The 12,994-nt window shown below is 72.9% G+C and carries 10 protein-coding genes; 3 read left to right on the top strand and 7 right to left on the bottom strand.

Annotated features, from left to right (window positions below; genetic code table 11):
- Positions 1–140 precede the first annotated feature (140 nt).
- The 3 genes from ACFP3U_RS14180 (at position 141) to ACFP3U_RS14170 (ending at position 3,367) form a co-directional block, all read left to right on the top strand.
- Complete coding sequence (locus ACFP3U_RS14180) at positions 141–611, top strand: helix-turn-helix domain-containing protein (RefSeq protein ID WP_380225831.1); 471 nt, start codon at positions 141–143, stop codon at positions 609–611.
- Positions 604–1,011 (top strand): DUF4180 domain-containing protein, encoded by a 408-nt coding sequence (locus ACFP3U_RS14175; RefSeq protein ID WP_380225830.1) that lies wholly within the window; start codon positions 604–606, stop codon positions 1,009–1,011. Before ACFP3U_RS14180 ends, ACFP3U_RS14175 begins: the two co-directional genes overlap by 8 nt.
- A 130-nt stretch (positions 1,012–1,141) precedes the next feature.
- Positions 1,142–3,367: an NADP-dependent isocitrate dehydrogenase gene (locus ACFP3U_RS14170; RefSeq protein ID WP_380225829.1), complete on the top strand. Its 2,226-nt coding sequence runs from the start codon at positions 1,142–1,144 to the stop codon at positions 3,365–3,367.
- A 139-nt stretch (positions 3,368–3,506) separates the two neighbouring features.
- On the opposite strand, the gene ACFP3U_RS14165 is transcribed toward ACFP3U_RS14170, so the two are convergent.
- The 7 genes from ACFP3U_RS14165 to ACFP3U_RS14135 all read right to left on the bottom strand — a co-directional run bounded on the left by ACFP3U_RS14165 (position 3,507) and on the right by ACFP3U_RS14135 (position 12,833).
- Positions 3,507–4,475: a cytochrome c oxidase assembly protein gene (locus ACFP3U_RS14165; RefSeq protein WP_380225925.1), complete on the bottom strand. Its 969-nt coding sequence runs from the start codon at positions 4,473–4,475 to the stop codon at positions 3,507–3,509.
- Positions 4,476–4,706: 231 nt separating this feature from the next.
- On the bottom strand, positions 4,707–5,732 hold the full coding sequence (locus ACFP3U_RS14160; RefSeq protein WP_380225828.1) for a 6-phosphofructokinase: 1,026 nt from the start codon (positions 5,730–5,732) through the stop codon (positions 4,707–4,709).
- A gap of 366 nt (positions 5,733–6,098) precedes the next feature.
- Positions 6,099–6,827 carry a type 1 glutamine amidotransferase gene (locus tag ACFP3U_RS14155; protein ID WP_380225827.1) on the bottom strand — a complete coding sequence of 243 codons (729 nt, stop codon included), beginning with the start codon at positions 6,825–6,827 and terminating at the stop codon, positions 6,099–6,101.
- Positions 6,828–6,891: 64 nt separating this feature from the next.
- Positions 6,892–8,154, bottom strand: coding sequence for a MurT ligase domain-containing protein (locus ACFP3U_RS14150; protein ID WP_380225826.1), 1,263 nt, complete (start codon positions 8,152–8,154; stop codon positions 6,892–6,894).
- A gap of 448 nt (positions 8,155–8,602) precedes the next feature.
- The gene (locus tag ACFP3U_RS14145; RefSeq protein WP_380225825.1) at positions 8,603–10,024 is read right to left on the bottom strand and encodes a GNAT family N-acetyltransferase; all 1,422 of its coding nucleotides are present in this window, start codon (positions 10,022–10,024) and stop codon (positions 8,603–8,605) included.
- Positions 10,025–10,100: 76 nt separating this feature from the next.
- Complete coding sequence (locus ACFP3U_RS14140) at positions 10,101–11,540, bottom strand: pyridoxal phosphate-dependent decarboxylase family protein (protein WP_380225824.1); 1,440 nt, start codon at positions 11,538–11,540, stop codon at positions 10,101–10,103.
- 162 nt (positions 11,541–11,702) lie between these two features.
- On the bottom strand, positions 11,703–12,833 hold the full coding sequence (locus ACFP3U_RS14135) for a hypothetical protein (RefSeq protein WP_380225823.1): 1,131 nt from the start codon (positions 12,831–12,833) through the stop codon (positions 11,703–11,705).
- Positions 12,834–12,994: the final 161 nt, after the last annotated feature.

Genomic DNA, 12,994 nt, shown 5'->3' with positions numbered 1-12,994 from the left:
TTGACCGAATGCAGCGCCGCGTTGACGAAGTCCTGACGGTCGGCTGCACCGCTCACCGGACGGCCTTCCCTATCCTTCCCTATCGCTCCCTGTGTCATGGTAGTTTGCGTCATCAAGCGACAGTGTGAGGGAGACGGCCGATGCCGGAGCACCGCCCGGAGTACTTCTCGGTCGAGCAGGTTGCCGAACTGCTCGGCCTGCACGTCCGGACGGTCCGCGGCTACGTCCGGGACGGACGGCTGCGGGCGACCAGGATCGGCAAGCAGTACCGGATCGCCCGCCGGGACTTCGAGGCCTTCACCGGCGCCGGTTCCGAGGCTGCGGGCGCGGCCGACGCGCCGCCGCCGCCCGGACCCCCGGCCCCGCTGCACGCCGAGGCGTCCACCGTGGTGCAGATCGACGCGATCGGCGTCCGGGAGGCCGCCCGGCTGTCGAACACCCTGGTCGCGATGGTCTCCGGCCCGCGCGGGGGCGGCGTGCCGCTGCGCATCGAGACGCTGCACAACGAGGAGCGCTCGACCCTCAAGGTGATCATCCTCGGCGCCCCGGCCGACGCCGCCGAGCTGTTGCTCCTCATCCACTCCCTGACGACGGAGAACCGCCATGTCTGAGCCGACCCCCACACCCGCCCCCGCTCCCGTGGTGGTGCGGCTGCCCGCCGAGGGCCCGGTGGTCCGCGACCCGCGCGACGGCCTGGACCTGCTCGGCGAGGCCTTCGCCCACGACGCCGAATGGCTGGTGGTGCCCGCCGCCCGGTTCGGGGCGGAGTTCTTCACCCTGAGCACCCGGATCGCCGGGGAGGTCACCCAGAAGTTCGTCCAGTACCGGGTCGGCCTCGCCGTGGTCGGCGACATCTCCGCGTACACCGTGGCCAGCGGCGCGCTGCGCGACTTCGTCCGGGAGGGCAACCGGGGCCGCCAGCTCTGGTTCCTCGCCGACGAGGCCGAGTTCGACGCCCGACTCGCCGCGCTGACCGCCGCCCGGAACGGCGCTCCCCGGGTGTCCTCCTGACCTGCTCCGCTTGCCCCGCGGCCGCGCCGGGTCGACGGTGGAGACGATCCGTGCGGGGGTGAGGTGGAGCGAAGGGGCGGTTACGAGATATCTTGACGTCAAGACGTTGGAGACGTGAAGCGGAGCACCGATGACTGACTCGACCATCATCTACACGCACACCGACGAGGCGCCTGCCCTGGCAACGTACTCGTTCCTGCCGGTGGTGCAGGCGTATGCCTCGACCGCGGGCGTGAAGGTGGAGACGCGCGACATCTCCCTCGCCGGGCGGATCATCGCGAGCTTCCCGGAGCGTCTGACCGAGGACCAGCGGATCGGCGACGCGCTCGCCGAGCTGGGCGCCCTCGCCAAGACCCCGGGTGCCAACATCATCAAGCTGCCGAACATCTCGGCCTCCATCCCGCAGCTCAAGGCCGCCGTCGCCGAGCTGCAGGCGCAGGGCTACGCGCTGCCGGACTACCCGGACGACCCGCAGACCGACGAGGACAAGGACGTCCGCGCCCGCTACGACAAGGTCAAGGGCAGCGCCGTCAACCCGGTCCTGCGCGAGGGCAACTCGGACCGCCGCGCCCCCGCGTCGGTCAAGAACTACGCCAAGACCCACCCGCACCGCATGGGCGCCTGGTCGGCCGACTCCAAGACCAATGTCGCCACCATGGGCGAGAACGACTTCCGCTCCACCGAGAAGTCGACCGTGATCGCCGAGGACGGCACCCTGCGCATCGAGCTGGTCGCCGAGGACGGCACCACCACCGTGCTGCGCGAGTCGGTCCCGGTGCTGGCCGGCGAGGTCGTGGACGCCTCGGTCATGCGCGCCGCCGCGCTGAACGAGTTCCTGGCCGCGCAGGTCGCCCGCGCCAAGGCCGAGGGCGTGCTGTTCTCGGTCCACCTGAAGGCCACCATGATGAAGGTCTCCGACCCGATCATCTTCGGCCACGTGGTCCGCGCGTTCTTCCCGCAGACCTTCGCCAAGTACGGCGAGGTGCTCGTCGCCGCCGGTCTGAACCCGAACAACGGCCTCGGCGGCATCCTGGCCGGCCTGGAGACCCTGCCGCACCTGGGCGAGGAGATCAAGGCCTCCTTCGAGGCCGAGCTGGCCGCGGGCCCGGCCCTCGCCATGGTCGACTCGGACAAGGGCATCACCAACCTGCACGTGCCGAGCGACGTCATCGTCGACGCCTCGATGCCGGCCATGATCCGCACCTCCGGCCACATGTGGGGCCCGGACGGCCAGGAGGCCGACACCCTGGCCGTGCTGCCGGACAGCAGCTACGCCGGCGTCTACCAGGCCGTCCTCGACGACTGCCGCGCCAACGGCGCCCTGGACCCGGCCACCATCGGCTCGGTCCCGAACGTCGGCCTGATGGCCCAGGCCGCCGAGGAGTACGGCAGCCACGACAAGACCTTCGAGATCGCCGCCGCCGGCACCGTCCGCCTGGTCGACACCGCCACCGGCGAGGCCGTCCTGGAGCAGGCCGTCCAGCCGGGCGACATCTTCCGCTCCTGCCAGACCAAGGACCTGCCGATCCGCGACTGGGTGAAGCTGGCCGTCACCCGCGCCAGTGTCACCGGCGACCCGGCCGTCTTCTGGCTGGACGAGACCCGCGCCCACGACGCCGTGCTGATCGAGAAGGTCAAGGCGTACCTGCCGGAGCACGACACCACCGGTCTGCAGATCGAGATCCTGGCCCCGGTCGAGGCCACCGCGTTCTCGCTGGAGCGCATCCGCCGCGGCGAGGACACCATCTCGGTGACCGGCAACGTGCTGCGCGACTACCTGACCGACCTGTTCCCGATCCTGGAGCTGGGCACCAGCGCCAAGATGCTGTCGGTGGTGCCGCTGATCAACGGCGGCGGCCTGTTCGAGACCGGCGCCGGCGGCTCCGCCCCGAAGCACGTCCAGCAGCTGGTCAAGGAGAACTACCTGCGCTGGGACAGCCTGGGCGAGTTCTTCGCGCTGGCCGCCAGCTTCGAGCACCTGGCCCGGACCACCGGGAACGCCGGCGCCCAGGTGCTGGCCGACACCCTGGACCGCGCCACCGGCACCTTCCTCAACGAGGACAAGTCGCCGAGCCGCCGCCTCGGTGGCATCGACAACCGCGGCAGCCACTTCTACCTGGCCATGTACTGGGCCCAGGAGCTGGCTGGCCAGACCGAGGACGCCGCCCTGGCCCAGGCCTTCGAGGGCCTGGCCAAGACGCTGGCCGAGCAGGAGCAGGCCATCGTCGCGGAGCTCGGCGCCGTGCAGGGCTCCGCGGTGGACCTCGGCGGCTACTACCAGCCCGACCCGGCCAAGGCCGCGGCCGTGATGCGTCCGTCGAAGACCCTCAACGAGGCGCTCGCCAACCTGGGCTGATCCGCCCGTAGCAGTACCGCAGTACCCGGAGGCCCCGGGGTCCGTCCGACGGACCCCGGGGCCTCCCGGCCTTCCCGGGCGTGGCCCCGGGAACGACGGAGCCCCCGTCCGCGATCGGACGGGGGCTCCTGTGTGTGGGTCAGCCGGCGTCGGCGGCCGGGCGCCGGTTGCGCTGGTCCAGCGAGGCCAGGTACGCGTTGTACGCCGCCAGCTCGGCGTCACCGCTGCGGTCCTCGGCGCGGTCCCGGCGGCGGGAGAGCCGCTCCTCCGAGCGCATCCACTGGAAGACCAGCGCGATCAGCACGATCGCGGTCGGGATCTCGCCGAACGCCCAGGTGATGCCGCCGGCCAGCTTCTGGTCGGCCAGCAGGTCGGTCCCGGGCGGTGCGCTCTCGGTGGTGAAGGTCTTGACCAGCTGGTGGTTGGCCATCATCACCGCGACGCCGAAGAAGGCGTGGAACGGCATCCCCATGAACAGCTCGATGATCCGCATCACATGGCCCGGCCGGTGCGGGCCCGGGTCGACGCCCATGATCGGCCAGAAGAACGCCAGACCGGCCGCCAGGAAGTGCACCATCATGAAGATGTGCCCGAGCCGGTACTGCATGAGGAAGTCGAACAGCGGGGTGAAGTAGACGCCGTACAGGCTCGCGATGAACAGCGGGATGGTGAACCCCGGGTGCGAGACCACCTTGACGAAGGTGGAGTGCAGCAGCGCCACCAGCAGCTCGCGCGGCCCGCGCGGGCGCCCCTTGCCGGCCGGCCGCAGCGCGCGCAGCGCCAGGGTGATCGGCCCGCCGAGCAGCAGCAGGATCGGCGACAGCATGGAGAGCACCATGTGCTGCATCATGTGCGCGCTGAACAGCACCATGCCGTAGTCGTTCAGCCCGGTGCAGGTGACCAGGATCACCGAGCCGATGCCCAGCACCCAGCCCACCGTGCGCCCGACCGGCCAGCCGTCGCCGCGCCGCCGCAGCCGGACCACGCCGGCGACGTACAGCGCGAGCCCGATCAGGCTGCCGATCAGGAACACCCAGTCGGGGGACCAGGTGAGCACGTTCGAGAGCGAGAAGGGGCCTAGTTCGGTCATCCCGCCGTGGTGGTGCATGCCTGACATTCCGTCGCCCATCGGCGGGTCCTGCTTTCCGTCCTCGCGGTCCCCGGAGGGGTCCGGTTCGCCCGTTTTGCTTCGTCGTACAGCCTAGGCGGGCTTTACCCCGGGCCCCGCCCCGCCCCCCTGCCGGTCCGTTCCCGGTGGGGCAGCCGCCGTGAACGGCTCCGGGCCCCGAGGCTTGCGCTCTCGGGGGCCGGGGCTCCGGGCTGTCAGGGGGGCGGGCGGTCAGATGACCGTCTCGGCCTCCAGGTAGCGGTCGGCCGGTACGGTCTTCAGCTCGGCCACCGCCTCGCCCAGCGGCACCAGGTTGATGTTGGTGCCCTGCAGGGCGGTGATGTGCCCGAAGGCGCCCTTGTGCACGGCCTCCACGGCGTGCCAGCCGAAGCGGGTGGCGAGCACCCGGTCGTAGGCGGTCGGGGTGCCGCCGCGCTGGGTGTGGCCGAGGATCACCGGGCGGGCCTCCTTGCCGAGCCGGTGCTCCAGCTCGCGGGAGAGCTGGGTGGCGATGCCGGTGAACCGCTCGTGGCCGTAGATGTCCCGGCTGCCCTCCTCCCAGTGCATGGAGCCGGGCTCGGGCTTGGCGCCCTCGGCGCAGACCACGATGGCGAACTTCTTCTGGCGGTCGAAGCGCTCCCGGACGACGGCGGTGAGCTTCTCGATGTGGAACGGGCGCTCCGGCACGACGATCGCGTGCGCGCCCGCGGCCATGCCCGCGTTCAGGGCGATCCAGCCGGTGTTCCGGCCCATGACCTCGACGACCATGACGCGCTGGTGCGACTCGGCGGTGGTCTTCAGCCGGTCCAGCGCCTCGGTGGCGACCGACACGGCGGTGTCGAAGCCGAAGGTGACATCGGTGCAGGCGATGTCGTTGTCGATGGTCTTCGGCACGCCGATGATCGGCAGGCCCGCGTCGCTCATCAGCTTGGCGGCCTTCAGGGTGCCCTCGCCGCCGATCGGGATCACCGCGTCCAGGCCGAGCTCCGCGCAGTACCGCTTGGCGCGCTCGACGCCGTCCCGCAGATGGCTGGGCTGGACCCGGGAGGACCCGAGGATCGTGCCGCCCTGGGCGAGGATGCCGCCCACCGAGTCGAGGGTCAGCGGCCGGTGGTGTCCTTCCAGGAAACCGCGCCAGCCGTCCTCGAACCCGATGATCTCGTCGCCGTGGTCGACCACCCCGCGGTGGACCACGGACCGGATCACCGCGTTCAGGCCGGGGCAGTCACCGCCGCTGGTCAGCACTCCAATACGCATTGCTTTGCAACTCCCGAGCAGAACCGAGGAACGGCCGGACTACAGGCTGGGACGACGGACCACCACCGTAACGAGCTGTTGCCACGCCGGGTTGGCGTGGAGGTGACCGTTGGGTGAAGGACCGGCCGGTTCGGACAGAACACCCGCGACCGGCCGTGGAGTCGAGCATACGGCGCCTGCGTCCGGCCGGGCAGGAGCCGACGCGGGAGCGGCGTCGTCGACGCCCCCACGTGGAAGTACAGCCTGCTGCCTGAGGGTGTGCAGCCGGCCGCCCCGGAGCGGGGCAGCCCCATTGTCGTACGTCCCGGCCCGCCCGTGGGGCCGATGACCGTATCGCGGGCACCGGGCGGGCGGACCGGGGGCGGACTACGCGGGGCGGGAAGTGGCGGCGATGCGCTCGGCGCGCAGGGCGTCGTACCAGGTGGTGTCAGCCGGCGGCAGGGCGTTCACGTCCAGCGCCAGCTTGAGCAGCATGTCCGCGACGGCGGGGTTGCGCGCCATCACCGGGCCGTGCAGGTAGGTGCCGAAGACGGTGTCCCGCCAGGCGCCCTCGGTGCCGTCGCCGGTGCCGTTGCCCCGGCCGGCGGTGACCCGGGCCAGCGGGCTGACGCCCTGGCCGAGGTGGGTCACGCCCTGGTGGTTCTCGAAACCGGTCAGCTGCGGCAGGGAGAGCCGCGGGTCCACGTCGGCCAGCACGTCGCCGACGCAGCGCTCGCCCTCGCCGCGGGTGGTCCACACGTCGAGCAGGCCCAGGCCGGGCTCGCGCTGGCCGAGGTCGTTGATGAACTCGTGGCCGAGGATCTGGTAGCCGGCGCACACCGCGAAGATGATCGCGCCGTTCTCGGACGCCCGGACCAGCCCGGAGTCGTTGCGCAGCCGCTCGGCGGCCAGCCGCTGCGGGCGGTCCTCGCCGCCGCCGATCAGGTAGATGTCCCCGCTGGTGGGCACCGACTGGTCGGAGCGGACGTCGATCCGGGTCACGTTGAGATGGCGCTGGCGGGCCCGGCGCTCCACGACCAGGGCGTTGCCCCGGTCGCCGTAGGTGCTGAGCAGGTCGGGGTAGACCCAGACCACGCGCAGGCTGCTCTCACTCATCCTCGAAGGCCTTCCATGACGTACGTGCGGTGGGCTGCTGGGGGCTGCGGGTGCCGCTCCGGCATCAGCCGGCCACGGCCTTCCGCAGCTGCTGGAAGGCGGTGTAGTTGGCGATCGCCTCGATCCGGCCGGGCGGGGCCATCCGGACGGCCTGCTCCAGCGAGTCCACGACGTGGAACTGCAGCCCGGCGACCTCCAGGCGCACCGCCAGGTCCAGCTTGCGCTGGCCCAGCACGAAGACCGGGTGCCCGGCCAGCCGCTCGTAGTCGACGTCCCACAGCCAGGAGGTGTCGGTGCCGTCCGCGTCGAGCGCGTTGACCGAGAGCACCACCGGGGTGGGCGGGCCGTCGATCAGCGAGAAGGTCTCCAGCCAGCCGGCCGGGTTCTTGGCCAGCAGCAGCCTGATGTCACGGCCCTGGTACTGCACCACGTCGTAGCGGCCGGCCACCGCGGTGACGGCGCGCATCCGCTCCAGGGCGACCTGCGGGGAGACGCCGAACACGGCGGCGACGGCGGCCGAGCTGGTGGCGTTGGCCAGGTTGGCCCGGCCGGGCAGCTGGAGCTGGATCGGCCAGGCGCCGCGCTGCGGGTCGATCACGTGGGTGCCCTGGAGCGCCCAGTGCGGGTTGGGGCGCCGGAAGCCGCACTCCTGGCAGAACCAGTCGTCGCCGGGGCGCTGCATCACACCGCCGCAGGCGGGGCAGGACCAGGCGTCCTCCTTCCACGCCTGTCCGGCGGCCACCCAGACCACCTTCTTGCAGGAGGACGCGGCCCAGGTCACCAGCGGGTCGTCGGCGTTGGCGATGACCACGGCCTCGGTGTCCTGGAGGCCCTCGCGCCACTTCTCCGCCATCATCCGGGTCTCGGCGGCGCGGTCGAGCTGGTCGCGGGAGAGGTTGAGCAGGGCGATCGCCTTGGGGTGGGTGTCCCGGGCGACGCCGGCCAGGTACTTCTCGTCGACCTCGATGACGCCGAAGCGCGACTCCGAGCCGCCGGCCAGGGCGGAGGTGATGCCGGCCGGCATGTTGGCGCCGAGGGCGTTGGAGACCACCGGGCCGGCGGCGCGCAGCGCCTCGGCGATCAGGCGGGTGGTCGTGGTCTTGCCGTTGGTGGCGCTGACCAGCACCACGTCCAGGTGGTCGGCGAGGGTGGCGAGGAGGTCGGGGTCGAGCTTGAGCGCGACCTTGCCGCCGATCACCGAGCCGCTGCCGCGCCCGGCCTTGCGGGACACGGCCGCGGCCACCTTGCCGGCGGTCACCGCGATCTTCGCGCGCGCCGGCAGCGAGGCGTCGCGTGCGCCTGTGGGCTCCGATTCGGTGCCTGCCATGCTCAGTGGTTCCTCCTTGCTGCGGCACCGCCCGGGGCCGGACTACGGGCCGTCGGACGGCGGGGACGGGGCCAGCCTACCGACTCCTCCGCCCGGCTCGACGCCCCGGACCCCGCGCCGCCTGCTGCGACGTCCGGGGCGGGGCCGTCCAGGAGGGTCTGACGTGGCGTCAGGATCGGCGGTGTACGGACGGGCCGTTCCCCGTCGGGGACGCGCAACCGGGGCGCGGCGGTTGCACACGCGCCCCGGGCCGGGCGGCACGGGGCCGCCCGGCCCGGGGCCGGTGGGGTTCTTGGTGAGGGTGTGGTGAAGAAATGACCGGATGATTACCGGATCTGTCCGTCCGGGCCACCGTCGCTGTCCTGCCGCAGTGCCCGGAGGCCCCGTTCACCGGTCTGTTCGTCGGTTGTTCACCGGTCCGTCTACCGATCCCGTGGGCCGCGGACGGTCACCGGCCGGGGCGGGTCTGCCAGGGCACCGGGAGCTCCTCGGTGGCCTCCGTCAGGTGGGCGGTGATCACCAGGGTGCCCTCCTCCACCAGGTAGTCCAGCGGCGCCGCCAGCCGGCGCATGGTCGCGATCAGCCCCGAGTTGGACGACTGGGTGACCGCGTACACCGTGTTCACCCCGGCCTCCAGGGCCAGCGCGGACATCCGCCGCATGAGGTCCAGGCCCAGTCCGCGCCGCTGCCAGGCGTCCTCGACCAGCACCGCCACCTCGGCGCCGTCGTCGTCCCACATCAGGTGCCCGAGGGCGACGATCCGCCCGTCGGCCGCCTCCACCGCCAGGGTCTGCCCGTGCCGGGCGTCCAGCAGGTGGTCCAGATAGCGGTCGGCGTCCCGGACCGGCCCGTGGTAGCGCTTGCGCAGGGTGTCGGGGGAGCACCGCCCGTGCATCGCCAGGGCGGCCGCCTTGTCGTCCGCGTCCGCGCGCCGCACGGTCAGCTCGGCGCCGGCCGGCACGGTCAGCCGGGCCCGGACGTCCGGCACCCGGGGGCCGAGCAGGGTGTCCAGCTCGACCAGGGCCTGCGCCCGGGCGAACTCGGTCGGGGTGAACGGCAGCTGCGGGCGGGTGAGCTCGATGAGGTCACCGGAGGGCAGGGGCAGCCGCAGCACATGGCCGTCCACCCCGGCGGTGCCCCGCCCGGCCGCGCCCGGGTACTGCCGGATGCTGCACTGCCCGAAGAGCTGCCGCAGCGCGATCGGCAGCTCGGCGGCGTCCAGCGCCGTCCGGGTGGCGAGCGCCAGCACGTGGGTGGGCACGTCCACCAGGTCGTGCGCGTCCGCCGGGCCGATCCAGATGTCGTGCCCGCCGGCCCCCGCCACCAGCGCGGTCAGGTCGGCCCGGGTGAGCGACTGCGGCGTGCGGACGAAGAACTCGTCCACGGCGCCGGTCGGCAGCGGGTGGGACTGCATGGAGACGATGTTCACCTGCCGCTCGGCGAAGGCCGCGCAGACCCGGGCCAGGCTGCCGGGGGAGTCCTGCACGGTGGTGCGGACCCGCCACAGCGCGCTGCCCTCGAAGTCGTCCAGCGGCCCGCGCAGCGGCTCGGCCTCCGGCGCCGCCGCCGCTCCCGGCGGCGCGGGCGCGTCGGGGACCGGTGGCCCGTGCAGCTGGTGGCGGTGTGCCCACCAGGTGTGGAACAGCGCGATGGCGAGCAGCGCGGCGGCGGACGCGGCCAGCAGCACCGGCCCGTCCGGCCCGTGCACGACGAGCTTGGCCACCAGGTCGGCGGCGGTCACCGAGAAGAAGACGGCGGAGAGCTCCACCGCGTCGCGCCGCCATCGGTGGAGGCGGCCACCGCGGCGCTGGGCACGGGAGTGGGTCGTGGTCGGATCGATCGTGGTCGTCGGGTGCTCCGGGTGCTCCATGCCATCAATGTGCCGTGTCCGTGTTTCACGATCACGAATCCTCCGTGACCCCGCGGTTAATGTCGCCGGGACTGGATCAGTGCGGCCGTTCTCCGGCCGTCTCGCGGGCGGCGGCCTTCACCTCGGCGAGGAGCAGGGCGAGGTCGGCCTCGGTGGTGGCGGGGTTGAGGAGGCAGGCGCGGAGCATCTCGTGACCGTGCAACAGGGCGCCGGTGAGGAAGGCGCGGCCGCGGCGCTGGACGGCGGCGGGGAGGTCGCGGTTGAGGGCGTCGACGGCGCCCTCGGTCAGGCCGGCGGGGCGCAGGCGGAACGCCACGATGGAGGTCTGCACCTCGGCCAGCAGCTCGAACTCGGGGTCGGCGGTGACGAGTTCGCCGAGCCGGCGGGCCAGCGCGGTGGTCCGGGCGATGTCCGCGGCGAGGCCGTCACGGCCGCGGTGGGCGATGGTGGCCCACACCTTGAGGGCGCGGAACGGGCGGGTCTGCTCGGTGCCGTACTCGGAGAACCAGCCGAGCTCGCCGGCCGCCTCGTCGCGCAGGTAGGAGGGGACCAGGCTGAAGGTGGCGCGCAGTTCGGCCGTGTCGCGGACCAGGGCGCAGCCGCAGTCGACCGGGACGCCGAGCCACTTGTGCGGGTCGAGGGCGAGCGAGTCGGCGCGGCCCAGCCCGGCGTAGCGGTGCGCGATCACCGGGTCGAGCACCCCGAACGCCCCGTACGCGCCGTCCACGTGCAGCCAGAGCCGCTCCTCGGCGCAGAGGTCGGCGATCGGGTCGAAGGCGTCCACCGCGCCGGTGCCGACCGTGCCGGCCGAGGCCACCACCAGGAACGGCAGCAGCCCGGCCGCCCGGTCGCGGGCGATCGCGGCGCGCAGGTCGGCGAGGTCGAGGTGCCCGTCCGGGCCGGTGGCCACGGTACGCAGGTGCCTGCTGCCGAGGCCCAGCAGCTCGGCGGCCTTGCGGACGCAGGAGTGGGTCTCGCCGGTGACGTAGCCGACCAGCGGCGGCATCCCGGCCAGGCCGTCCTCGCGGACGTCCCACCCGGCGGCGCGCGCGGCCCGGTTGCGGGCGGCGGCGAGGCAGACGATGGTCGCCATCGAGGTGCCGGAGGTGAGCAGCCCGCCGCCGGCCGGGTGCGGGAAGCCGACCAGCTCGGCGATCCAGCGGACCACGGCCCGCTCCAGGTGGACGTCCGCGTGGTCGCCGCCGGCCGAGCTGGGGTTCATCGCGGCGGCGGCCAGGGTGGCGAGCACGCCGGCCGGGGCGGGCGCGGAGTTCACCCAGCCGAAGAAGCGGGGGTGGCCGTTGCCCATCGGGTACGGCAGGACGTCCCGGCCGACCGCCGCCAGCAGCTCGGCGAGCGGCCGGCCGGCGGCGGGCAGCGGGGCGTCCAGCAGGGTGCGGCGGGCGGCGTCGTCCATCGGCTGCCAGACCGGGCGGGCGGGCAGCTCGGCGAGGTGGTCGGCGACCAGGTCGGCGGCGGTGTGCGCGGCGCTGCGGAAGTCGTCGGCGGCGGTCATGCGGCGGCTCCAGGTGGTGCGGGGCCCGGTGGCGCGGCGTCCTCGGCGCACCCGATCGCGGTGATCCTACGAAAACGGGCCCGCGCCGTGCGGCGCGGGCCCGACAGCCGGGACGGGTGCGGTCGGTGCGGGGACGGGGCCGTCAGTCCAGGGAGGCAGCGATCAGTCCAGGGAGGCGGAGAGCCCGCTCGCCGAGCGGCAGTAGCCCTGCATCTTCTTGTCGGTGAACTTGGCGCAGAGCCGGCCGGCCGCGCCCGCCTCCGTGTAGTTGACCGTGTAGTAGCTGACCAGCCCCTCGGCGCAGGCCTTGCGCTGCCAGCCGTCCGCGGCGGTGGCGCACTGCTGGGCGGCCCAGTCCTCGCGGTCCAGGTTGTACTTCATGGTGCGCGAGCCCACGCCCCGGCTGCAGTCCACCGCCCCGCCGGAGGCCTTGCCGTTGAGGCACCACTTGAGCGCCTCGGCGTACACCTCGGGGTGGTTCGGGTAGTCGTGCGAGGAGAGGTAGAAGGTCGGCGCGTAGAAGAAGCAGGCGGACTGGAACAGCGCCGGCTGCTCCTTGCACGGGTAGAGCGGGTCCTGGGCGAGCTTGTCGGCGGGGAGGTTGGCCTTCGCCTTCTCGTCCTCCTCGTCCGGGCCGAAGAGCTGCATGAACAGGCCCTCGGAGCAGCGGATCCGGTTCTGGTCGGTGGTGAACTTGTTGCACAGCTCGCGGGCCTTGGCGACGTCCTGCTTGGCGACGAACATCGTGCCGTGGCCGACGCCGTGGATGCACGGGCCGCTGTTCTTGGGCGCACAGAGCTTGACCAGGTCGGTCTCGGGCTGGGCGGAGGCGTTGAGCATCTCCTCCACCGCGCCGTGCAGGTAGCCGGCCGCGCAGGTCTCGTGCGGGTAGGAGATGACCTTCTGGAAGTCGGCGTTGAACCGCTTGACCGCCGCGTGCCCGAGCTCATGGGCGATCGGGTGGCAGAACCGGACGGTGTACGGCAGCTGCTTGGTGATCCGGTCGAGGTCGGCCAGGGCGACGCCGGGGTCGGTGGCGTCCATCTCGGCCATCAGCTTGTTGCGCAGCGTCGAGCGGGTCCACACCGCCGGGTCCGCGGTCGCGGTGGCCGCCGCGGCCGGCTGTCCCGTACCGCCGGGCGCGGCGCCGGTGGCGCCCGCCGCTCCGGGGGTGACCGCGCCGACGGCCGCCCGGTCGACCGGCGCGGGCGTCCAGTCGGTGACGGCCACCGACCCCAGGCCCAGCACCCCGAGCAGCAGAGCGGTGAGAAACGCGAAGGCTCGCGGTTGCATGACGGAGATCCCCCGGCGGATCGAACGGACGGGACGCAACCCATCCTGACGGCACGGGCCTCGGATTCCGCGTTTTCGGCCGCCATTCGGGAGGTGTCGGCGACGCTATCGCACGCCGCGCCCGGTCAACGAGGCGGGCCGGTGGCTGGTCACCGTCCCCC

Source organism: Kitasatospora misakiensis, assembly GCF_042656005.1.
GTDB classification, from domain to species: domain Bacteria; phylum Actinomycetota; class Actinomycetes; order Streptomycetales; family Streptomycetaceae; genus Kitasatospora; species Kitasatospora misakiensis.
This window is presented reverse-complemented; position numbering and strand designations above follow the sequence as displayed.